General features: G+C 71.2%; 15 protein-coding genes. 8 read left to right on the forward strand and 7 right to left on the reverse strand.

Going from position 1 to position 23051, the window contains the following annotated elements:
• The first annotated feature begins 94 nt into the window (after positions 1-94).
• Positions 95-1555, forward strand: a complete 1461-nt coding sequence (locus tag ABD481_RS24460; protein WP_344668084.1) for a S41 family peptidase — start codon at positions 95-97, stop codon at positions 1553-1555.
• A 37-nt stretch (positions 1556-1592) separates the two neighbouring features.
• Here ABD481_RS24460 and ABD481_RS24465 read toward each other — a convergent pair whose 3' ends face one another.
• Positions 1593-2840 (reverse strand): FAD-binding oxidoreductase, encoded by a 1248-nt coding sequence (locus ABD481_RS24465; RefSeq protein WP_344668085.1) that lies wholly within the window; start codon positions 2838-2840, stop codon positions 1593-1595.
• 768 nt (positions 2841-3608) lie between these two features.
• Between ABD481_RS24465 and ABD481_RS24470 the strand changes: the two genes are divergently transcribed.
• Positions 3609-4010 carry a hypothetical protein gene (locus tag ABD481_RS24470; RefSeq protein ID WP_344668086.1) on the forward strand — a complete coding sequence of 134 codons (402 nt, stop codon included), beginning with the start codon at positions 3609-3611 and terminating at the stop codon, positions 4008-4010.
• Between the two features lie 75 nt (positions 4011-4085).
• Here ABD481_RS24470 and ABD481_RS24475 read toward each other — a convergent pair whose 3' ends face one another.
• On the reverse strand, positions 4086-6224 hold the full coding sequence (locus ABD481_RS24475; protein WP_344668087.1) for a putative Ig domain-containing protein: 2139 nt from the start codon (positions 6222-6224) through the stop codon (positions 4086-4088).
• 298 nt (positions 6225-6522) lie between these two features.
• On the opposite strand from ABD481_RS24475, the gene ABD481_RS24480 reads away from it, so the two are divergent.
• A complete protein-coding gene (locus ABD481_RS24480; RefSeq protein WP_344668088.1) occupies positions 6523-7044 on the forward strand; it encodes a MauE/DoxX family redox-associated membrane protein in 522 nt (173 codons plus the stop codon).
• A 28-nt stretch (positions 7045-7072) separates the two neighbouring features.
• Here the strand turns inward: ABD481_RS24480 and ABD481_RS24485 are convergent, their stop codons facing one another.
• From ABD481_RS24485 to ABD481_RS24505, 5 genes are all read right to left on the reverse strand, one after another.
• A complete protein-coding gene (locus tag ABD481_RS24485) occupies positions 7073-8083 on the reverse strand; it encodes an AfsR/SARP family transcriptional regulator (protein ID WP_344668089.1) in 1011 nt (336 codons plus the stop codon).
• 223 nt (positions 8084-8306) lie between these two features.
• Positions 8307-9290 carry an ABC transporter ATP-binding protein gene (locus ABD481_RS24490; RefSeq protein ID WP_344668090.1) on the reverse strand — a complete coding sequence of 328 codons (984 nt, stop codon included), beginning with the start codon at positions 9288-9290 and terminating at the stop codon, positions 8307-8309.
• Positions 9291-9320: 30 nt separating this feature from the next.
• Positions 9321-12371 (reverse strand): FtsX-like permease family protein, encoded by a 3051-nt coding sequence (locus ABD481_RS24495; RefSeq protein ID WP_344668091.1) that lies wholly within the window; start codon positions 12369-12371, stop codon positions 9321-9323.
• Positions 12368-16018 carry an FtsX-like permease family protein gene (locus ABD481_RS24500; RefSeq protein ID WP_344668092.1) on the reverse strand — a complete coding sequence of 1217 codons (3651 nt, stop codon included), beginning with the start codon at positions 16016-16018 and terminating at the stop codon, positions 12368-12370. Before ABD481_RS24500 ends, ABD481_RS24495 begins: the two co-directional genes overlap by 4 nt.
• Positions 16019-16210: 192 nt before the next feature.
• Positions 16211-16414 carry a hypothetical protein gene (locus ABD481_RS24505; protein WP_344668093.1) on the reverse strand — a complete coding sequence of 68 codons (204 nt, stop codon included), beginning with the start codon at positions 16412-16414 and terminating at the stop codon, positions 16211-16213.
• 246 nt (positions 16415-16660) lie between these two features.
• Here ABD481_RS24505 and ABD481_RS24510 point away from each other — a divergent pair, with 246 nt between their 5' ends.
• The 5 genes from ABD481_RS24510 to ABD481_RS24530 all read left to right on the forward strand — a co-directional run bounded on the left by ABD481_RS24510 (position 16661) and on the right by ABD481_RS24530 (position 22756).
• A complete protein-coding gene (locus tag ABD481_RS24510) occupies positions 16661-17242 on the forward strand; it encodes a TlpA family protein disulfide reductase (RefSeq protein ID WP_344668094.1) in 582 nt (193 codons plus the stop codon).
• Positions 17239-17772 (forward strand): S26 family signal peptidase, encoded by a 534-nt coding sequence (locus tag ABD481_RS24515; protein WP_344668095.1) that lies wholly within the window; start codon positions 17239-17241, stop codon positions 17770-17772. The genes ABD481_RS24510 and ABD481_RS24515 overlap by 4 nt, the downstream gene beginning before the upstream one ends.
• A gap of 71 nt (positions 17773-17843) precedes the next feature.
• Positions 17844-19727 carry an ABC transporter ATP-binding protein gene (locus ABD481_RS24520; protein WP_344668096.1) on the forward strand — a complete coding sequence of 628 codons (1884 nt, stop codon included), beginning with the start codon at positions 17844-17846 and terminating at the stop codon, positions 19725-19727.
• A gap of 131 nt (positions 19728-19858) precedes the next feature.
• Complete coding sequence (katG, locus tag ABD481_RS24525) at positions 19859-22015, forward strand: catalase/peroxidase HPI (RefSeq protein ID WP_425559271.1); 2157 nt, start codon at positions 19859-19861, stop codon at positions 22013-22015.
• A 105-nt stretch (positions 22016-22120) separates the two neighbouring features.
• Complete coding sequence (locus ABD481_RS24530; RefSeq protein WP_344668098.1) at positions 22121-22756, forward strand: MIP/aquaporin family protein; 636 nt, start codon at positions 22121-22123, stop codon at positions 22754-22756.
• The last annotated feature ends 295 nt before the right edge of the window (positions 22757-23051 follow it).

Genomic DNA, 23051 nt, shown 5'->3' on the forward strand with positions numbered 1-23051 from the left:
GCCATTGGTCCCATGCCGGTCATCCCTGAGGATGAGGCAGACGGAGAACCGACGGCCGATGCCCGGCTGTGCCCGGTCGCAGCAGGCTGATCGCATGAACCGAACCAGCATGCGACGCACGTCCCGCCGCCGGACGCTCGGCCGGGTCGGAGCCGTCACCGCCGCCTCGGCGCTGGTGGTGGCCGGAACCGCCGTCGGATCCGAGGCGAGGGCGGTGGGCAGGCCCGCGCTCGACGGGGTGTGGCGGATGGACGGCTACGGCCTGGTCCTCAGCGTCGAAGGCACCGCCGTCACCGCCTACCAGACCACCGCTATCAGCTGTCTGCCCAACTTCGCCGGTACTCGAGTGGGAGCCACGGGGCCGCACGGCGAGGCCACCTTCGCGGTGGGGAACCTGCTTTTCACCCTGCGCCCCGACCGGCCCGCGCGGCAGGTGTCGATGACGATCCAGGAATCGGTGGGGACCCGGCACCTCATCCGGCTGGCAGCCCTCCCGGCGCGCTGCTCGCAGCCGGCGCCCGCCGATCCCCGCTCGGTGTTCGACGTCTTCTGGCAGACCTACAAGGAGAACTATCCGTTCTTCGCGGCGCGAGGCGTCGATTGGGAAGCGACGCGCGAGCGGCTGCGGGCCGAGATCACGCCGACGACGACCGACGCCGACCTGTTCCGGATCCTGACCGAGGCCTTCGCCCCGTTGAACGACGCGCATACCGGCCTGAGCGACGGCACCACTATCGTCGCCCCGACCCGGCCCGGCACCATCGGCCCGAGCCGCGCCTACGATCGCAGCATCCTGGCTTTCGTGCAGGCGCACGACGTCACGACGCCGCTCCAGGAATGGGGTCGCGGCCACATCGCCTACGCGGACCTTCCCGGCGGCATCGGCTACCTGCGGCTCTCCTCCTTCACCGGCTACACCAGCGCGGACGGCAGCGAGGGCTTCGCCGACGACGAGGCCGAGCTCACCAAGGCGCTGGACACGATCTTCACCCGGGACCGGGTCCAGGGGCCGAACGCCTTGCGCGGCCTCATCATCGACGACCGGGTCAACGGCGGCGGCTCGGACGTCCTCGCGCTGGACGTCGTGTCGCGTCTGACTTCGAAGCCTTATACGGCCTACTGGAAGAAGCACCGCGACGACCCGAACGACGCGAGCCGGTTCAGCAAGCCCGAACCGATCCGGGTCGCGCCGTCCGAGCAGCCCGTCTACCACGGCCCGATCGCGCTGCTGACCGGCGGCTCGACGGTGAGCGCGGGCGAGACGTTCGCGCAGGCGCTCATGGGCCGAAGCCCGGCTCCGGTCCGCATCGGCGAGAACACGCAGGGGGTGTTCTCCGACACGCTGAACTGCGTCCTGCCCAACGGCTGGGAGTTCGCGCTGCCGAACGAGGTGTACCCGGTGACGCGGAACGGCCCCAGCTTCGACGTCACCGGCATCCCGCCGCAGATCCGGATCCCGGTGTTCCCGGACGACGAGATCGCGGCCGGGAAGGACTCGGTCTTCAGCAAGGCGCTGACGGTGTTGAAGGCGTCGCGGCCGGATACTCACAGTTGAGTGTTCGCAGCTGTGATCCGCTGAGGTTCGTTCAGGTCTACAGCGCGCTGTTCAGGAGTCCCGGACCGGTGAAGACGCGGTCGGGGTCGTAGCGGCGGGCCACGTCCAGCAGCCGGGAGGCGTTGCCGCCGTAGTACTGCTTCAGCCAGTCGGGCAGCGTGGGGTCGAGGTAGTTGACGTAACCGCCGTCCGCGCCGAGGGCCGACAGGCCCGCGCCCATCGCCGCCACCTGCGCCGTCACCGCGGCGCGGGTGGCCGTGGTGGCCTTGCCGTAGATCTGGACCGTCGCCAGCGCCTGCCGATGCCAGAAGGCGGTGTCCTGTGGGGCCACGTCGGCGATGGCGCCGCCCGCCGAGTCGATCAGCAGCGACAGACCGGGATGGGCGTGGACCAGGTTGAGGAGGCGCTGCGGGTCCGCCAGGGGCTTGGCGAGCATGCGCGAGGAGGCGACGAACCCCTCGCGGACATTCGTGCCCGCGAAGTAGCGCATCGCGTCGAGATAGCCGAAGCTGCGGACGGACGAGGCAGCCGGCGCATATCCGACCTCTGACGTCAGAGTATCGAGGAGCTTGTTCAAACCGGCGGCGCTCCCGACATAGCTGCCCACGGCGAATATATCGGCCGGATCTCCGGCGTCGATGTGCAGCATCGACCAGAGCTGCCGCGGCGCGTTCGCGACCCAGTGCTGCCACGCGGGTATCAGCGCGCTCCACGCGGCGCTCGGGTAGCGGATGTAGAAGGCTGACAGCGACGGCGCCGGGAAGGTCGCGAAGGTGAACGAGGTGACGACACCGAAGTTGCCGCCCCCACCGCCGCGCAACGCCCAGAACAGGTCGGGCTCGGAGGCCGCCGACGCGGTCCGGACCGTGCCGTCGGCGGTGACGATCTGCGCCTCAACGAGGTGATCGCACGTCAGACCGTATGCGCGGGACAGCACGCCGACGCCACCGCCGAGCGTCAGACCCGCGACGCCGACGGTCGGGCAGGAACCGCCGGGCAGCGCGCGCCCTGCCGAGGCCACCGCCGCGTAAACGTCCGCGAGGCGCGCCCCGGCGCCGATCACCGCGTTGCCGCCCTGCATCCGCACCGTCGACATGGCCGAGAGGTCCAGGACCAGGCCGCCGTCCGGCGCCGAGTTCCCGACGTAGCTGTGCCCGCCACTGCGCGCCGCGACAGGCACCCGGCCGGCGGCGGCCGACAGGCAGGCCTGCACATCGGTCGGGGTGGAGCAGCGGGCTATCGCGGCGGGACGGCGCTCGTCGAAGAGGGCGTTGTTGGGCCGCATCGCTTGCGTGTATGCCGAGTCAGCGGGGAGGACCAGGCCACCGGGAAGCTTGCCACGGAGGGCTTGCCAGTCCGGCGCGCCGGAGGACGTCGCCGGGGGTACGGATGGCGCGGGTACGGATGGCGCAGACGAGGCAGGCGCTGTCGCGCTGGCAGTCGAGTCGGGCGGTGCCGCTGGGGTCGGCGACGCGGTCGACGAGGTCGACGAGGACGCAGCGGCGGTGGAGGTGGCGCTTCCGCTACCGGTAGCCGATGCGGCAGACGTCGCGCTCCCACCACCGGCGGCGCCCACCGAACCCCCCGGCCGCGCCGAACGCTCACACGCGGCAGCCATCCCCGCCACCCCGAGCATCGCCCCGGCGATGCGGATCAACGTCCGCCGTTCTAGGTCCATGCCTAGTGGATGGATGATCAGCCACCTAGGTTGCTACCGCGCACCCGCCGGCCAAAGTGCGGGACCGTTGCTCCAGGCGGATGATGGAACCGGTGGAAGATCGCCGCTCCCCGCCGAGGTGACACCATGCACACCCGGTTCGCAGCGCTGGTGGCGGTGGCGGGTTGTTGCGTCGCCGCATGCGCTTCTGGAACGACTACTACGAACTCGCCGCAGAGCACTGTCACGGTGACCGCGGCGCCCAGCCCACAGCCGACCCCGACCCCGACCGCGACGCCGACTCCGACTCCGACTCCGACTTCAACGCCGACCGCAACCGCGACCGCGACCGCGAAGCAGGGAACAGCACCGGTACCGGCACCAGGCGCCGCAGCCGTGGTGACAGCCTTCTACGCCGCGATCAACGCCCAGAACTACGCCACCGCCTGGCAACTTGGCGGCGACAACCTCGGCTTCACTTACGACGCATTCGCAGCAGGATTCGCGGGCACGGCGCACGACACGCTCACCATCACCGGCGTGCAGGGCAACACTGTGCAGGTACACCTCGAAGCACTCCAGTCCGACGGATCGACCAAGGTCTACGAAGGCTTCTACGTGGTCCAGAACGGAGCGATCGTCGAAGGACGTCTGACTCAGCTCGCGACGAGTGCGACCTCCGGCATCCCGCGACGTGGTGAGTACTGCCCGGACGCCGACGCAGGTCAGACCGCGAAGGATGACCACGGGAATACATTGACCTGCGTACTGGAGAATGGGCGATTTCACTGGCACTGATTGGCAATGGGCTGCGCCCGGTAGCCGGTCTCCCCGACCACCGGGCGCAGCACTACCGAATCAACAACTCACCCCTCACCCATCAATCCGATGCGTGGTCCAGAACGACGTCAGATTCACCGAAGTCGCCGCCTGCGCCGCCGCCTTGAAGTCCGCGACGGTCGAGATTCCGTACCAGTGCGACTGGGCGTAGTTGCGGAGCATGGTGTTGAACGCCGTGTCGCCCATGGTTCGGCGCAGGTCGTGCAGGGCGCATTTGCCGTAGCCGTACACGACCGTGCTGTAGCGGCTGGAGTGCGCGTCCCAGTAGGCCATCGAGTTGGTGATCTTCTCGGCGCTGCTGGCCCAGGAGCCGGTCCAGCAGCCGTCGCCGGTGATGCCTTGCTGGACGTCGGTGATGTAGTCGGTGAAGCCCTCGTCGAGCCACGGGGTGTTGTACTCGTCGTCGCCGACGATGCCGTAGAACCACTGGTGGCCCAGTTCGTGGATCAGGGCGGTGGCGCTGGTCGTGTCGAGGGTCAGGCCCGGGTACTCCATGCCGCCGAACCAGAAGTTGTTGTCCAGGACCACGTCGACCTCGCCGTAGGGGTAGGCGCCCCAGCGGGAGGCGTGGCCGACCATGGCGGAGGTGGCGGTGGACAGCAGGCTGGCCGCGGTGGAGGCGGAAACGCCGGAGGTGCGCCACATGTTGACCACGACGCCGGTGGAGGTGGTGGCGGTGGTCTTGACGAAGGGTCCTGCGACCCAGGCGAACTCGCGGACGTTGGTCGCGGTGGCGGTGGTGATGGTGCGGCCGCTGGCGCCGGGGGTCTCGGTGGCGGTGCCGGTGGTCGGCGTCTGGACCGAGGTCGGGTGGTCCAGGCGGACCGAGTAGTTGCTGATCAGCTGGTAGAAGCTCTCGCCGTTGTTGGTGTACGGGTCCAGGTGCCAGCCGGATCCGTCGTGGACGGCCAGGACCGGGATCGCGTTGCCGATGAAGTTGTAGGAGCCGTCGCTGCCGAAGCGGTCGGTGCCGCTGGGCACGGTGATGGTGACGTCGAAGCCGATGCTGGCGGACTGGTTCTGGCCCAGCGGCGCCGGCAGGGTGACCTTCAGGGCCGTGCAGCTCACTTCGAGCGCCCCGGCGGTGCCGCCGGTCACGTTGGTGACGGTGATCGGCTGGTTGGAGGGGCAGGTGCCGTGGGCGTTGTCCCACAGCCGCAGGTAGACCTCGGTCAGCGGGGTCGCCGCGACGTTGGTGAAGCTGATCCCCTCGTGCCCGGTCCAGTTCGTGCCGGTCGCGTTGCTGGTCAGGTCGAGCGTGTACGAGCCCTGCGCCGGGGTGCGGGTGGCGTCCGGGGAGCCGCTCGGGTTCACGGTCCACTGGAAGCTCGCGGTCCCGGCGTTCGAGCCCGGGTCGGTCGCGGTGACCACGACGGTGCTCGATCCGGCGGTGGTGGGGGTGCCGGAGACGAGGCCGGTGGCGCTGTTCAAGGACAGCCCGGCCGGCAGGCCGGTCGCGGAGTAGGTCAGGACGTCGTTCTGCGGATCGGTGGCCTGGATCTGGAGGCTCGCCGCGGTGCCGACGGTGGAGGTCTGCGGGCCGGGGTTGGTCACCACAGGGTTCTGACTCGTGGAGCCGCCGCCGACGTTCAGGGCGAAGTCGTCCACGACGAAGCTGGTCTGGAGGCTCGCGTCCTCGACGCCGGTGAGGTTGAGGCTCGCGGTCTGGCCGGCGAAGGCGGACACGTCGAACGTGCGCTGCTGGTAGCCGCTCGCGGCGTTGAGGTTGGAGTAGGTCGCCAGCGTGGTGCCGCCGAACTTGACGGTGAGCTTGTCGTACTGCACCGAGGTGGTCGTCTCGGCCGTGTCGATGTGCAGCCAGAAGGTGAGGCTCGCGGTGGTGCAGCCGGCCGGGATCGTCACCGACTGGGACAGCGACTCGGTGGCCGCCGACCCGTTCCCGTCGATCCAGGCGACCCGGCTGCCGCCGTGTGCGGGCTGGCCGCTGAACGACCCGATCAGGCCGGCCGGCGACGCGGTCCACGGAGTGCTTCCGGACTCCAGGCCCGGATTGCCGATCACCTGGGCGGGGGTGCAGGCGGCCCCGGGCGCCGCGGCGGCGGCCGTGGCGGCCGTTGCGGTCTGGGGCGAGCTCCACAGGGTGGTCAGGAGCGCGGCGGTCAGGGCGAGGATGGTTCCGACCGCCCCCAGCCGTATGCGTGCTGATCTCATGGTTCCTCCGGTGGGAAGACAATGAAGCGGCATCACCGGAGAAAGTACTGACGGATCATGAGGTTGGCGATGACATGGCAGGATATGGACACGCAAGGTCCGTAATCGCAGGGTTTCGACGAGGGTGCGGCGAGGGTCGACGACAAGGGTCCGTGGTGGCCTACCGCGCCTAGCCATCCAGTCCCGTCCAGCGGCCTAGCCATCCAGCCTGTGTATCCGGCATGTACCCCGCATGTGCGCGCCGGGCATACCGTGCCGGAAGCTCAGAGTGCGGTTCGTCGCGGAACGGCGGTGTCTTGTGGATCTGGTGGTCTCGGCGGCCCGGGTACTGGTCGGTGTCGTGTTCCTGGTGGCCGCGGTCGGAAAAGCCCGCGATGTGAAGGGATTCGCCGCCTCGGTCCGAGAGCTTCCAGGAGTGCCGCGAGTCCTTGGCGGGCTCGGCGGGCTCGCCGCGCCAGGGGTGATCGTCGCCGAAGCCGCGGTGGCCGCGCTGTTGGCGGCGCCCATGACGATCGTGTGGGGCTTCGCACTGGCCGTGATCCTGGATACGAGCTTCTTGGTCGTGATTCTCAAGGTGCTGCGCAGCGGCACATCAGCCTCCTGCAACTGTTTCGGCACCACGCCGCGCGAGTTCGGGATGCGCCACGTAGTACGGGACCTGCTGCTCGGGGCCGTCGCGCTGATCGGTCTGGCCGGGGCGGCCGGGAACCAGGGCCGGGACGGCGTCTCGGTGCCGGCCTGGGTGCTGTGCGCGCTGGTCGGGGCGGTCGGGGCGCTCGTCCTGGTGCTGTTCGACGAGATCGCCGACCTCTACGCCTAATTGGGCCGGGCCGGGCCGGGCAGTGCGTCTAGTGGCGACGCCGAGGACGAGGACCAGCGTGCGGAATCCGGTGCACGTCGACACCCGGACCGCCGCCTCCGAGCCGGGACAGCACCTCGCCGAGATCGGCCGGGTCCGCCTCGCCGACGACGACGATCACGAGGGCGCGGCGCGACTCCGAAAGCCGCTCCGGCAACCGCTTCGGTAACGGCCCCGCCGCCTGCCCGGACGGCTGTCCCGCCGACCGCTCCCCCGACGTCCCCGGCCGTCCCAGGTCCCGGACCGGAGCCTCCAGCGAGGGGTCTCGGGTCAGCACAGCCTGGTGCAGGCGCGCGAGATCCGGGCCCGGCTCGATGCCGAGCTCGTCTATCAGTGCCTTGCGAGCCTGCGCGTACGCGTGAAGCGCGCCGGGCGCGTCGCCGCGCCGATAGAGCGCGAGGACGAGTTCGTACCATAGCCGCTCCCGCAGCGGATGGTCCTCGACCAGGTATCTGAGGTCTGCGACGAGCCGCGGATCGCCCCCGGCGCGGCGCCGGGCCTCGGCCCACTCCTCCACGACCGTGAGCCGCTCCTCCGCCAGCGGCTCCAAGCGGCGGCGCAGGAAGTCCGACGGCGGCAGGTCCTCAGCCGGCTCGCCCCGCCACACCGCGAGCGCCGCGCCGAGGACGGCGGCGGCGCGCTCGACGTCGCCGGTCGCGGCCGCGGCCCGGCCTTCGCGGGCCAGTGCGCGGAACTCTGCCAGGTCCAGTTCCTCGTCCGCGACGTCGACGGCGTAGCCGGTGCCGCGGCGGGTGATGCGCTCGTTGCCGCGGTCGTCGACGAGCAGGCCGCGCAGGCGGGAGACGTAGGTGCGGATGTTGGCGATCGCGGAGGCGGGCGGGTCGTCGTCCCAGACCGACGCGATCAGGCGGTCGATGGGCACCGAGCGGTTGGCGTCGAGAAGCAGCGCGGTCAGCAGCCGGCGCTGTTTGGAGGTGCCTAAAGGCAGCGGCCCGTTCGCCCGGCAGGCGCCGAGCGGGCCGAGGAGCTGAAAGCGCACCGCATCCCCCCGTCGAGGCGTGCGCATCGCCCACGTGCGATGCGAAGCAAGTTGCCTCAGCGTAACGACAGGACTCTGACATCACAAGGGTTCGACAACAGCGAGAAAACTATCGACACATCATTGAAATAATCAGCGCGTCGGGCCGTTTTCCGGTGCTGGAGCAGGCCGAAGGCCCGGCCCTCCGCCCCCGGGCCGGGTCGCAGAATGCTGATTATCCCCGTTACACGGCCGGCTCCCCCGGTGCTGCTTGCGCCCCCGTCGTCTCCCGAGCGGTCGGCCATACGCTGACGTGGTCCTCGTCCAGCGCGACGCGCACCCGGTCCCGCATTCCCAGCCGCTCCACGAACTCCCGCGGCAGCTGCATCCGGCCGGCCCGGTCCAGCATCACGTATTCCTCGGCGACGTCCCGCTGCGCGCCGTCCGCGTCCACGACCGCCTCGCGCACGGTCTCGGAGCTGGTCCGGCCGTCCCGGATGGCCACCGTGCGCCGCACCTGGCCGGCGACCAGCGCGTCGTGGGTCACCACCACCACGGTCACGCCGAGCTCCCGGTTGGCCGTCCGCAGCGCCTCGAACACCTGCTCGGCGGTCGCGCTGTCCAGCTCGCCGGTCGGCTCGTCGGCGAACAGCACCTCCGGCGCGTTGGCCAGGGCCACAGCGATCGCCACCCGCTGCTGCTCGCCGCCGGAGAGCTGGCCGGGACGACGGTCCCGCACGTGGCCGACGGCGAGCATCTCCAGCAGCTCGGCGGTGCGCCGCTCGGCCGCCGCGCCGCGCGTGCCGGCGTAGCTCATCGGGAGCATGACGTTGTCCATGGCGTCCAAATGGGAGAACAGGTTCCGGCCGGTCTGCTGCCACACGAAGCCGACGACCTCGCGGCGGTAGCGCAGGCGGTCGCGGGCCTTCATCGTCAGCAGGTCGCAGCCCGCGACGGAGGCGGCGCCGGCGGTCGGCGCGTCCAGGCCGGAGAGGATGTTGAGCAGCGTGGACTTGCCGCTGCCCGAGGCGCCGACCACCGCCACCAGATCGCCCTTGCCGACGAGGAGGTCGAGGCCTTGCAGGGCTTGCACTTCGACGCCCTCGGTCCGGTAGATGCGGACCAGGTTGTCGCAGACGATGTGGGCGTCGTGCCCGTAGCGCGGGCGCGGGCGGACGGCGTCCGCTTCGAGGTCGTCCAGAGTGGTCGGGATCGGCCCAGCGGGCATGGTCACCTCCGGCTGTCGGGGCGGTCGGGGCTATCGGGAGTCGAAGCGCAGCACGGCGCCGAGCTTGCGGCGTCGAGCCAGGCGGTGGTCGATGAGGGCGGCCAGCAGGACCAGGGCGACGACGCCGGCGCCGAGCGCGGCGCTGGTGGCGAAGTCGACGCGGATCCGCGGCTCGGCGGTGCCGCCGGTGACGGCGCGCAGCCGCAGGGCCGAGCCGAGCAGGCGCGGTATCAGGGCTCCGAGACCGACGCCGGCGACGGCGGCCAGGACGGCGGGCGGCAGCAGTTGGAGAATCAGCATCGACGTCGCCGACCGGCTGCGCAGGCCCATCGTCCGCAGGAACGAGACCGCCTGCCCACGGGCCCGGGCACCGGCGAGCAGCTCCAGGACCACCGCGAGCAGAGCGAAGGCCGAGGCGAGCAGGGCGCTGCCGAAGGCGACCAGGTCGAGCGAATCGGTGAGGGTGGCCGTGTCGAGACTGCTCATCAGGGCTCTGTGGGTCTGGACCTGGTAGGTCACGGCCGTCGGGAGCGCCGCGCGCAGCTCGGTCTCGGCGATGCCGGGGCCGTCGACGACCAGGGTGTCGGGGTCCGAGCCGGGAGCCAGGCGGGCCGCCGCGGTCAACGGGACGACCAGGAACGGGTCCTGCGGCGTGAGGTCGCCGAGTTCGGCGCCGATGACGCGTAGGTCGGCAAGGGTGAGGGTGCCGACGGCGGTGAGGTTGAGAGCGGCCGAGCCGGTCGGGGTGGCGACAGAGAGCGTGGCGGAGTTCTGGCGGACCGCTGAGGCGGAGGCGTAGGCAGAGATGGGGCTGTTGCTGGAGGCTGAGCCGCTAAGCAGATGGACAAGGCGGGAGTTCGGATCTGCGGCAGCCAGAGCTTTGACATCCACAGCGACGGTCTTGATGGGAACGGCTGTCGGCGCCGAGGTCACTGAGGCCGACCCCGCCGGTGTATCAGGGGTCAGCCATAGCGTCTGCTCGGCGATGACGTGCTGAACGCCGGCCACCCCGGCCACGTCCGAACGCACCGCCTCGATCAGTCCCCGCCCCTGGATGACGGCATCGCCGCCGACCGAGTTCGCGACGTCGGCGTGGGCGCCGGTGACGGTCCGCGTGACCAGGCCGCCGAACACCAGGCCGGCCAGAGTGAGGACCAGGACCAGCAGACCGGCGGCGCCGAGACCGGGACCGCGGCGCGCCTGGGCGAAGGCCAGGACCGGCACGGCCGAGCGCCGTCGTCGGGCCCAGCGGAGCGAGCCGCCGAGCAGCAGCGGGTGCAGGCGGAGCAGAAGCGCGGCGCCGACCGCGCCGAGCAGGGCCGGGACCAGGCTGATCTGAGGATCGATACCGGCGTTGCGCAGGCCGTCGACACCGCGACCGTGCAGCGAGACGACGGCGGCTGCGGCGAGGACCAGGATGCCGATCTCGACGGCGAGGCGGCGGCGGATCGCCACGGCCCGGTCCGCGACATCGGGACGCGGACGACTGCGAGCCCAGGTCAGGGCGGGCAGGACGACCAGGCCCGCGACGGCGATCGCGGCAAGCATCCACCCCGCGCCCGGACCGCTGCTCTGCGCGCGGTGCCGGCCGATGTGGAGCAGGAGACGAGCCGCGAGCCAGCCCACGAGCAGCGCCGGGACGGTGAGCAGGATGCCGTGCGCGGCGCGCACCGTCATCAGGTCCCTGATAGACGCGCCGCGCGCCCGGTGCAGCACAAGGTCGCGCTCCCGCCGCCCGACCGCGAGCCGCGCGGCGCTGAACAGCGTGATCAGCGCGACGGTCGCCACACTGGCCAACGAGAACGAGTCGACGACCCACACCTCGGCGCGCGCCGCGACGAACCGATCGAGAGTCGGTTTGATGTCGGCGGCGACGCTCAGCCCGGCACTGGTGGCGACGAACGGGCCGCACTGCACAGGCTGGGCGAACACCGCCGGCGTGCAGGGGCGTCCGGCGGCGGGATCGGTGAGGCGTCCGAGCTGGGTGGCGAGCGCGGCGGCGGTGTCGGCGGTCAACTCGCCGGGCGCGAGGGGGAAGGCGATGGTAGCCGTGACCGGCCCGGCGGAGGCGGCGGCCGGGAGGACGGCGAGGATGCCGGGGGCGCTGGTGAGGACAGAGGCGCGCTGGATCAGGGGACTGAATCCATCGCGCGGCGGGCCCGGACCGGCGATCGGGGCGCGGAGCCACGGGTGGGTGTACCAGAAGGTGGCGGTGGCCGGGGAGAGAGTGTCAACGGGTTCGAAGAAACCGACGACGCGAGCGGTGACGGGAGCGGCTGCTTCGCCAGCGGGCGCCGCGCCGACGGGGGATCCGGCCCGGCTGAGGGTAAGGACCTGGCCGACGGCGAGGTGCAGCACATCGCGGGTCGCGGTCGACGCGGCGATCGGCGCGGGCGCCCCGGGCGCGAGCGGACCGAGCGGCGGCGCGCTGCCTTCGACGTAGCGCACGCCGCCGGGGATCGGATTCGCGTACTCGACGCGGAGTTCGGGCGGCACGCCACCGGTGGTGGCGAGGCCGGGACCGGCGGCGTCGACGAAGGGGGTGGCGAGGTCGACGGTCGGGGGGCCGAGCATGGAGCGGGCCCAGGGCGGGAGGGGGGCGAGGATGTCGGTGGCGAATGTGGTGAGGGGGGCGGGGAGGGGGGAGGTGCTGGGGCTGGCGCTGGGGCTGGGGCTGGGGCTGGTCGCGGTGCCGGTGCTGGCGTTTGTGGTTCTGGCGCTTGTGGTTCTGGCGCTGGCGCTGGTGGTGCTGGTGTTGGTCGCGACAGAAGCAGCAGTCGGACTTGCCGTGGTCTCCACAGCGAGAGGCGTAGTCGCGGCGGGAGCAGCGGCGGGGTTCTCCTGGCCCAGCCCTGTCGGATCGATGCCGACCACGCTCAAGGTCGCGGTCAGTCCGAGTCCTTGGGCGGAGGCCATCGCGACGCTGTTTCGCAGAGCTCGATCATCCAGGCGTGCGACCAGTGCCGGGCCGGCCGTTGCTATCAGTGTGCCGATGGCTATCACCACGGCCAGGCAGGTGAGCAGCGCCCGGTCGGCGCGGAGGTCACGGAGTGCGGTTCGGGTGCGGAGCGGGATTCTCATATGTCGTCTCCTGCGCGCAGTACCTTCGCGAGGTCGAGTGCGGCGGCGGCGCGGGCGATGGCGTAGAGGGCCGTGATCAGGGCTGCGACTGTGCCGAGGCCGAGGGCGGCGGTGCGGAGCCAGGGGATCAGGACCGCCATCGCGGGTTGGGGCGGTGCGCCGGTGGTGGAGGTGGCGAGCAGGGGTTCGGTGATGGCGGCGACCAGGGCGCCGATGGTGGTGCCGGCCAGGAGGGCCAGGGTGGCGATGACGCCTTGTTCGATCAGGAGGGCTGAGGCGAGTTCGCGGCGGCGGGCTCCGAAGGCTCGGAGGGCGGCGAAGCCTCGGGAGCGTTCGCGGATGGAGATGACGGTGTCCATGGCGAAGCCGAGGAGGGCGAACAGCGGCGCGAGGATGACGCAGGCGGTGAAGAGGGCGGCGGAGCCGGCGCGGAATACGTCGTGGCGCAGGGCTGTGGTGGCTGTGTTCGCGAGGAGCGGGGTGCCGAGGTCGGGGTGGGTGGCGAAGGTGTGGGAGATCCCTGATTCGCTGCCCGGCGCGGTCTTGAGCAGCCAGGTGACGTCGGTCGGCACGGTGACGCCGAGGCCCGGGAGCTGGTCGGCGAGCGTCGCGAGGTCCAGCAGCGCGGCGGGGCCGGCGGGGCGGCCCGGGATGGCGACGACGACGCCGGTGATGTGGACCTTGAGCTGCGGCGCGGCCTCGAACGCGATGGGCAGCTGGTGGGACACCGTCGCGTCGTCGGGGGTGAGGGCGATGGTGTCGCCGACGCGTGCACCGGTCTTGGTGAGCAGGTCCTGGTTGACGACGGCGGGCAGCGCGGGCGGCAGGCCGTCGGCGAGCGGTTGGGGCAGGACGGCCGCGACGGTGAGCGCGCCGTGCAGGCGGAGGACGGTGGCTTCGTCGGTGTCCGTGGCTCCGGGTGCCGTGTCCCCGGGCGCGGTGGTTCCAGGCGCGGCGGTCGTGCCGTCATGCACCGGGAGGGTGATCCCTGGAGTGAGAAACGCCAGCGTGAACAGCACATCAGGCGGCGCCGTGACCTGGCACAGCATGCCGCCGCCCTCGGTCCCGGGCTGCGGCTGCTGGACCGGATCGGGGCATTCGACACCGTGGGCCCCGTCGCCGGGCATGCCGGGCTGGGTCGCAGTGACCTGCCAGGCGCGTCCATCGGCGGGCGCGGCGGCGGCATCGGTGGCCGCTCCATGAACATCGGTCCCGGCAATGGCGTGGATGTCGATCTGCACCCGATGGACCGTCTTCGACTCCGGCACCACCGCGCTGACGTTCGTGACTCGAAGCGGATAGGCGAGCGTCCCGGCGTCGGACAGGTCGAACGTCACGTCACCGTTCGCAGTGAGCGGCACGGCGCGAGTCACCGTCAGCCCGTCGGCGTCAGCCAGAGTGAGTTCGAACTTTGACTCGGACGGCAACGCGCCATCCGTGACGGCAGTCGTCATCGCGACCGTGAGCCGGACCGGTCGGCCGGGCAGCGGCAGGCCGCCGAGCGGGGCGCCGCCGAGGTGTGTGAGCGCCGTGCGCGCAGCCGGGCTCGCGGTGCCGGGGCCGAAGGCCATGACCGTCCCGACGCTGTGCGGATCCACCCCGATCAGCGTGGTCGCGGTCTGGCTCCCGTCGGCGGTGGTCGCCGGTGTCGACCACAGCGGCGTCGCGGCGGTGACTCCGGGCACTGATATATATGCGGCGCGGCGTCCCGCAGGCGGGAGCGAACCGCTGTCGACGCGGACATCGGCGCCGACGCCGAACGCCGCCTGGTCGTCGGCGTTGTGAGTCCGCATGGCGGTGGCGGTCAGGGCGAGCGCGCCGACCGAGATCGCCATGACCATCAGCAGCAGCGCCCCGGTCAGACGGCTGGTGCGGCGGCTGACCTGCCACATCCCGAACGCGCCGGTCATCCCGCGCCGCCGCCGGGCCTGCCGGTCCAGGGGCCGGGTCAGCAGCGGGAGCAGGCGCATGGCGAGGATCGCGAGAGCTCCGGCGACCAGGGCGGGGACGACGATCAGGACCGGATCGAGGGAATCAGCGCCGCCGGCCGACGAGGACGACGCGCCCGAGGATGTCCGAGAGCTGATGCGCGACGCCAGCGGGGAGCGGTACTGGTGGAGCTGGATCAGGCCCCAGGCGGCGACGGCGGCCAGGACGAGATCGGTCCCGGCGCGCTGGAAGCGGGCGACCCGCGCGCCTCGGCGGCGGAGGGCGGAGCCGGGAGCGCGCTCGACGGCGTCGGTCCAGGTGGCGGCCACGGCGAGGGCAGCTTGGACGACCGCGACGAGGGCCGTGATCAGCACGGCGAGCGCGGTCGCGGAAGGATGTACCAGTCCTCTGACATGCGTAGCGGCACCGAGCAGCCGGGCCCCGAGCGGCGCCAGGACCGGGACGACGGCGAGCAGCGGGACCGCCAGCGCGAGCCATTCCAGCCCGGCAGCGGCCAGCAGCTTCGCGGGCCCCGCGCCACGTCCGCGCGCCAGGGCCAGATCCGCGCGGCGGCGCGCGGCGACGGTGCGGGCCGCGCGGACCATCGCGGTGCCCGCGAGCAGGATCAGGACGCCGACCGGGACGGCGAGCTCGGCCTGCCCGGCGAGGGTCGCGCGGCGGGCGACGACCCGCTGCGCCGGGAGGGCGGAGGAGACGATGACCGGCGGGCTGATCGGCGCGGCGCCGGCCAGTGCCCGGGCGTCCTGGTGGACGATCGCGTCGTCGGCGCGCGTGGCGAGGGACGCGAGGCGGTCCGGGGACAGGCCGTCCAGGTGCGGGTCGACGATCCAGGTGACGGTGCCGGCCTGGCCGAGTCCGTCGGGGAAAGCCAGCGCGGCCGGGTCCACGGCCAGCACCTGCGCGGGGCGGAGGGCGGTCTGCGGGAGCGCGGCGGGCGGGAGCGCCTGCCAGAAGGCGGTGGAGTCGGGGTGGTAGGTGCCGACGACGGTGACGGTGCGGGCGGCGCCGGGGTCGGTGAGCTGCGCGGGCGGCGCGAGGGTCAGGGTGGCGCCGGGGCGGAGGTGGTGGGCGCCGGCGAACGCGTCGGGGAGGGCTATTTCGACGGGAGCGGGAGTTCCCGACGATTTCGCAGTGCTTTGAGTATTGGGGTTCGAATTCGGAGCGGCCGAGTTCGAAGCCGCAGAGCTCGGAGCGGCTGAGCTTGAAGCCGCAGAGCTCGGAGCAGCAGAGTTCGCAGCGTTCGAGCTCGAAGCCGCCGAGTTCGGAGCCGCTGGCCACCGACCAGCCGTCAACGTCGCGTGGCCGGCAATATCAGCACTCGCTATCGCCACGGCACCGTCGCTGAACGGCTCCGCCGCTCCCCCGGCCGCGCCTTCGCCGGCCACCGCGAGCGGCCGCGAAGCGTCGATCCGGTACACCGTTCCGGGCACGTCGCCAAGAAACCGTCGCGCCGCGTCGGCGACTGCCGCGTCCTGCGTGCCCATGTCCGCGCGGTAGGAGCCGAGGTACCGCATCACGCGGTCCGCGGGCTGGGCGGCGTGCAGCACCGCGGCCGGTTCAGAGCGTGTCAGTGCCGTGACGAACGTTCCGAGCGTCGCGAAGACCAGCGCCGCGGCGGTCGCGACCAGTGTGGCCGGCAGGCCGGTGCGTGACTGGTGCGTAGCGTGGCGGAGCGCGCGCCGGATGTCCCTTCTCACCCCGTGGGTCCTTCCCGGCCGTTATGCACTCGCAGCGCGTTCGCTGTGCGTGTGCAGTGCCCGTGTAGCGGTGAGGGTAGCGAGTACCGAGGTGGGCTTGCAAGATTCTGACAGAAGTTCGAAATTTTTCGCGCGCAGTCGGGCCACCACCCGGAGGCGACGGCCCGACCCTTGTCGCGGCTGATCAGCCGATCAGCAGTGGCACTGGAACCAGTGGGCGTACCCCTCGCGCGGACCGCACTGGACCTCGTAGATGTAGCCGCCGGAGCACGGGCCGGTGGAGCGGTGGCCGGTGTAGTAGCAGTCCGAGGGCAGCGGGCAGACCGCCGCCATCGCGGTGGCCTTCGGCGCGAACCGGTCGAGCATCCGGTCGGCGACCTGGGTGAGTCGCTTCATCCTGATCTCCTTTCAGTGGGTGGTGACCGCAACGTAACGAGGCGCCGTACCACGGAGATACAAGGCCCGTACATGCTCCGGACAAGGTGTGTTCGCCGATTCACCACGCCGAGGACGCGGGACGAGCCGATTCGGTGCGTTTCCGGTGCTGTGACCTGGCCGCGCGGCCGGAGTATACGGATCGTGTACGGGCCCGGCCTAGCCTCGGCGTGGCTGTCCCCCGCCCCACCCAAGGAGATGATCCCGATGGCCTACCTCAGTGCCGCCGTGGCGCTCGTCGGCGTCCTGTGCCTGCTCGATCTGCTGCTCACGGCCGGGGTCATCCGCCGGCTGCGTCAGCACACGCAGTTGCTCGACGCGCAGATGGCCGGGCGGCCGCCGCTGCGGCCGGGACCCGGGCACCAGGTGGACGACTTCGCCGCCGCCGATCTGGCCCGGCGACCCGTCGAGCGCGACCAGCTGACCGCCGGCACCCTCGTCGGCTTCTTCACCACCGACTGCGCGCCCTGCAAGGAACTGCTGCCGCGGTTCGTCGACCACGTGGCCGGTCTCGGCGTGGACCCGGACGACGTGGTGGCCGTGCTGGCCGCCCCGACCGCCCCGACCGCCCCGACCACCCCGGCCGCCGACGAGGCGATGATCGCGCAGCTCAGCAGCGTGGCACGGGTCGTGGTACAGGCACCCGACGGACCGATGGTCCGCGCATTCGACCTGTCGGGCTTCCCGACCCTGGTCCGCATGGGACCGGACGGGACCGTGGAGGCGGCGGGCGCCTCCCTGGACGCGATCCGGCCGCGCCCGACCCTGGTCCCGGCGAGCGCCTCGTGACCCTCGCCGGGATCGCCACGATCACGGCGATCGGCGCGGGCTCGGCGCTCCTCATAGCCCTGACGACCACCGCCCTGACCATGCGCCGACGCTACGTGGTGGTCACGGTGGCCGGCCTCAGCATGGCGCCGACCTTCCGCCCCGGCGACCGCCTCGTAGTGGGCCGAACCGCGCCGGGGCGGATCCGGGCCGGCGACGTGGTGGTGCTGACGCCGGACCCGCTGTCGAACCCGGTGCCGGGACGGCTCTGGCTGGTCAAGCGGGTCGCGGCCGCGCCTGGGGACCCGGTGCCGCGCACAGAAGTCCCGGCCCTGGCCGACGCGGCGGAGCTGGTTGTTCCGCAAGGAAAGCTGGTGCTGCTCGGCGACAACACCGAACACAGCTCGGATTCAAGACAACACGGCTACTTCGACGCCCGACAGTTGGTCGGCCGGGTGGTACGACCGGTCACCGAGACTGGCCGACCGCGACAAGCAGCACAAAGACACGCAGGCTCGTTACCAGCAAGCCATGGCAGCGAACCGGAGTGAGTAAGTCGGGAGCGGGCGAGCCGATGGCGGGCAGGGCAGCAATAAGCAAGTCAGCGAGCCGGCTGCGCAACTTGATCTCGCGGCGGAAGCAGAGGTCTGCGGCAGACTCGACTCCCGCTCCCCTGCGTCTCCTGGCCACCGCGCTCGGCGTCTACATCCGCGCTGCGCCCTTCACTGCCGCGCTCCGTCTGGTCTCGGTGCTAGTCACCGGCCTGGCGCCGGTCGTCGTCGCGTGGCTGACCAAGGGGCTTCTCGACCAGCTCACCGGTCGGGACGGTGGTGGACTCTCGTTGTGGACCAGCGCGTCGGCCATCGCGGTCGTCACCGCTGCTGGTGCGGTTGTTCAGCATGTCGGTGGTTATGCGGATCGGGAGATCGCGCGTCGGGTCAGTCGGTTCACGCAGGCTGAGGTGTTCGCCGCTGTGACGCGGTTGCCGGGGTTGGCGGAGGTCGAGGATCCCGAGTTCCAGAATCGGTTGCGGTTGGCGCAGCAGTCGGCGCAGAACGGGCCGCAGTTGCTGGCGGGGTCGCTGTTGGCGATCGGGCAGGCCGGGCTGACTATTGCGGGGTTCGTGGTCACGTTGGTGGCGATGTCGCCGTTGGTCGCGGTGCTGGTGCTGGCTTCGGCCGGGCCGACGTTGGGGGCGCAGTTGGCGTTGAGTCGACGGCGGGCCGAGGTCACCGTGGGTACCGTTCCTCGCGCTCGGCGGCAGATCTTCTACTCGATGCTGCTCACCGACAATCGCGCGGCCAAGGAGATCCGGCTGTTCGGCCTCGGCGGGTTCCTGCGGGAGCGGATGCTCACCGAGGTGACGGCCATCCAGTCCGCCGAGCGCGCCGTCGATCGGACGACGCTGCGTGTCGACGCCGGGCTGTCGACGCTCACCGCCGTCGTGTCCGGCGTGGCGCTGCTGATGACGGTCGCGCGGATCCATGCCGGGCACGGCAGTATCGGCGACCTCAGTATTCTGATCGCGGCGTTGGCCGCTGTGCAGGGCGGGCTGGCCGGGATCGTCGCGCAACTCGGCACCGCGAACCAGATGCTGATCCTCTTCGGCCACTATGTCCAGCTCACCCGGACACCGGCATCAGCTCCAGATCCGACACCAGAAACCACACCCGCCGGCCACCCCCGCCTGACCACCAGCATCGAACTCCGCGACGTCTGGTTCCGCTACCACCAGGACCACGACTGGATCCTGCGCGGCGTCAACCTCACCATCCCTCGCGGCCAGACCGTCGCCCTCGTCGGGCTGAACGGCGCCGGGAAGTCGACACTCGTCAAACTCCTGTGCCGCCTCTACGAACCGACTCGCGGCGAGATCGCCTGGGACGGCGTCGACATCCGCCATCACGACATCAGCGACCTGCGTTCCCGGATCTGCGCCGTCTTCCAGGACTTCATGACCTACGACCTCACCGCCGCCGAGAACATCGCGGTCGGCGACCTCACCGCCGCCGACGACCACCCCCGCCTGCACCAGGCCGCCGCCACGGCTGGCGCGACCAACCTCGTCGACGGCCTCCCCCACGGCCTGTCGACCATGCTCAGCCGCATGTTCAGCGGCAGCGGCGGCAGCAGCAACAGCAACAACGGCACCGTCAGCGATCCCGGCGTAACCCTGTCCGGCGGCCAATGGCAGCGCATCGCGATCGCCCGCGCCGTCCTGCGCTCCGACACCGACCTGCTGATCCTCGACGAGCCGACGTCCGGCCTGGACGCCCGCGCCGAGCAGGAGATCCACCACAGCCTGCGCCGGCTGCGCACCGATCGCAGCACTCTGCTGATCTCCCACCGCCTGAACACGGTCCGCACCGCCGACCGGATCGTCGTGCTGGCCGACGGCGTCGTCGAGGAACAGGGGACGCACGAGGCGCTGATGGCCTCCGGCGGCGCGTACGCCGAGCTGTTCCGGCTCCAGGCCGACGGATATCAGTTGTCTGCTACCGCATAGGCCTCGCCTCGCTCGTCCCGCCGGTGTCACAGCCTTCGAACCAGGCTGCTATTCCAGGCGTTTCGTGGATTCCGGGAACAACCCTAGCCACATCCGACCAGTTCGGAAGGAATCCCATGAGCGAGAATCCCATGAGCGAGAACCATGACGTGCGCGCTCCGCACCCCACCCAAGGCGGCGGCAACCGGCAGTGGTGGCCGGAGCGGCTGAACCTCAAAATCCTGGCCGGGCCCGGTACCAGCAGCCCGCTCGACCAGCACTTCGACTACGCCGCCGCCTTCACCGCGCTGGACCTGGCCGCCGTGAAGCAGGACATCGCCCACGTGCTCACCGACTCCCAGCCGTGGTGGCCCGCCGACTACGGGAACTACGGGCCGCTGATGATCCGGATGGCCTGGCACGCCGCCGGGACCTACCGGATCCACGACGGACGCGGCGGCGCGGGCACCGGCCAGCAGCGGTTCGCCCCGCTGAACAGCTGGCCGGACAACGCCAACCTGGACAAGGCCCGCCGCCTGCTGTGGCCGGTGAAGCGGAAGTACGGGCAGTCGATCTCCTGGGCCGACCTGATGGTGCTGGCCGGGAACGTCGCCCTGGAGACCATGGGCTTCGCCACCTTCGGGTTCGGCGGCGGCCGGGAGGACGTCTGGCAGTCCGACGAGGACGTGTACTGGGGCCCGGAGAGCGTCTGGCTCGACGACCGCCGCCACACCGGCGACCGCGAGTTGGAGACTCCGCTGGCCGCGGTGCAGATGGGCCTCATCTACGTGAATCCGCAAGGTCCCGACGGCCGCCCCGACCCGATCGCCGCGGCCCGCGACATCCGCGAGACGTTCCGGCGCATGGCGATGAACGACGAGGAGACGGTCGCCCTGATCGCCGGCGGCCACACCTTCGGCAAGACGCACGGCGCCGCCCCCGAAGGCCACCTCGGTCCCGACCCCGAGGCCGCCCCGCTGGAGGCCCAGGGCCTGGGCTGGAAGAACAGCCACGGGTCCGGCGCCGGGGCGGACACCATCACCTCAGGGCTCGAAGGCGCGTGGACCACGACCCCGACCCGCTGGGACAACGCGTTCCTGGAGATCCTGTTCCGGCATGATTGGGTCCTGACACGCAGCCCGGCCGGCGCGCACCAGTGGAAGCCCGAGGACGACGCCGACGCCGCAGCCCCCACCATGCTCACCACCGACCTGGCGCTGCGCTTCGACCCGGTCTACGAGCCGATCGCCCGCCGCTTCCTGGAGCACCCCGACCAGTTCGCCGACGCCTTCGCCCGCGCCTGGTTCAAGCTCACCCACCGCGACCTGGGACCGGTGGTCCGCTATCTGGGTCCTGAGGTCCCGGCCGAGGCACTGCTCTGGCAGGACCCGCTCCCGGCCGCCACCGGGGCGGCCCTCACCGACGCCGACGTGGACGACCTGAAGTCCCGCGTCCTCGCCTCCGGCCTGACCGTGCCGCAGCTGGTGTCCACCGCGTGGGCCTCGGCCTCCACCTTCCGCGGCTCCGACAAGCGCGGCGGCGCCAACGGGGCCCGGATCCGGCTGCTCCCGCAGAACACCTGGGAGGTGAACGCACCGTACCACCTGGCCGGCGTCATCAGCACCCTGGAAGCCGTGCAGAGCGACTTCGCCACCGACGGCCGCCACGTCTCGCTCGCCGACCTCATCGTCCTGGCCGGGAACGTCGGAGTCGAACTGGCGGCTCGGGCCGCCGGCCACGAGGCCGTGGTGCCGTTCCGCCCCGGCCGCACCGACGCCGCCCAGGAGCACACCGATGCCGAATCCTTCGCCGCCCTCGAACCATCGGCCGACGGTTTCCGTAATTACCAGGGCAAGGGCACTCGGCTCCCGGCCGAATACCTGCTCGTCGACAAGGCCAACCTGCTGACCCTGTCGGCGCCGGAGATGACCGTCCTGATCGGCGGCCTGCGGGTCCTGGGCGCCAACCACAACGGCGTCGCGCACGGTGTCCTCACCGACCGCGTCGGCGTCCTCACCAACGATTTCTTCGTCAACCTGCTCGACGTCGCCACCACCTGGACCGCGGTTGCGGGCGCCGACACCTTCGAGGCGCACGACGCGTCCGGGGCGCGGAGGTGGACCGGGACCCGTGCCGACCTCGTCTTCGGCGCCAACTCCGAGCTCCGCGCGCTCGCGGAGGTCTACGCGAGCGCCGACGCCGAGGAGAAGTTCGTCCGCGACTTCGTCGCCGCCTGGAGCAAGGTCATGGAGCTGGACCGGTTCGATCTTGAGCGCCAGGACCTTGAGCACCAGGACTTCGACCGCTAGAACCTCGACCGCTCCACTGGTCTCCGCTCCACCCCTGACCGTTCCACCCCTGACCGCTCCGACCCCCGGCACAGCCGACCCCGACCACCCATCCGGAGGCACCCCGTGCGCAGATACATCGTGGAGTTCATCGGCACCTTCTTCCTCGTCCTCACCGTCGGCGTCGCCGTCCTCGGCCAGGTCGCTCTGGCTCCGCTGGCCATCGGCGCGGTGCTGATGACCATGGTCTACGCCGGGGGCCACATCTCCGGCGGGCATTTCAACCCGGCGGTCACCCTCGCCGTCCTCGTCCGCGGCCGGATCTCGCGGGAGGACGTCGCAGGGTACTGGATCGCCCAGCTGGCCGGGGCCTTCCTGGCCGCCGCCGTCGCCAAGTGGCTGGTCGATCCGCCGGCTGTGAAGGCCCTGTCCCCCAGCGGCCGCGCGCTCTGGCAGGCCATGGCGGCCGAGGCCCTGTTCACCTTCGCCCTGGCCTACGTCGTCCTCAACGTCGCCACCAGCGACGACACCAAGGACAACTCCTTCTACGGCCTGGCGATCGGCTTCACCGTCGCCGCCGGAGCGTTCGCCGTCGGCGGCATCTCCGGGGGCGCCTTCAACCCGGCCGTGGCGCTCGGCGCCGCCACCATGGGCTTGTTCTCCTGGGCGAAGATCTGGCTCTGGCTGGTCGCGACGCTGGTCGGCGGAGCTGTCGCAGGTTACGTATACAAGTACGTCACCGCGGAGACCGTCGCGGCCTGATCCGCTTCATCGAGTCGGCCGCTGTCCGGGCATTCTTCCCATTCCACGCATCATATCGGTGGGAATCACCCTTTCCGGATGCGGAGCCCGGCGCCCGCCAGCCACGCGCAATGCATTGATATCGCCCAAGAATGCAACGTCGGCAACCCGAAGATTACCTAGGGAAACCGTCGCGGACAGGCGCGGAACAATTCCGCTCCGTCACCGGACGATATCCTTCGGTTGCCAACGGCTTCGCAGGTGATCCGGGCGCAATACCGGCGCCGTGCTTACCCCTGCCACCGGCCGTTCAATC

The organism is Catenulispora yoronensis, from assembly GCF_039531695.1.
Taxonomy (GTDB): domain Bacteria; phylum Actinomycetota; class Actinomycetes; order Streptomycetales; family Catenulisporaceae; genus Catenulispora; species Catenulispora yoronensis.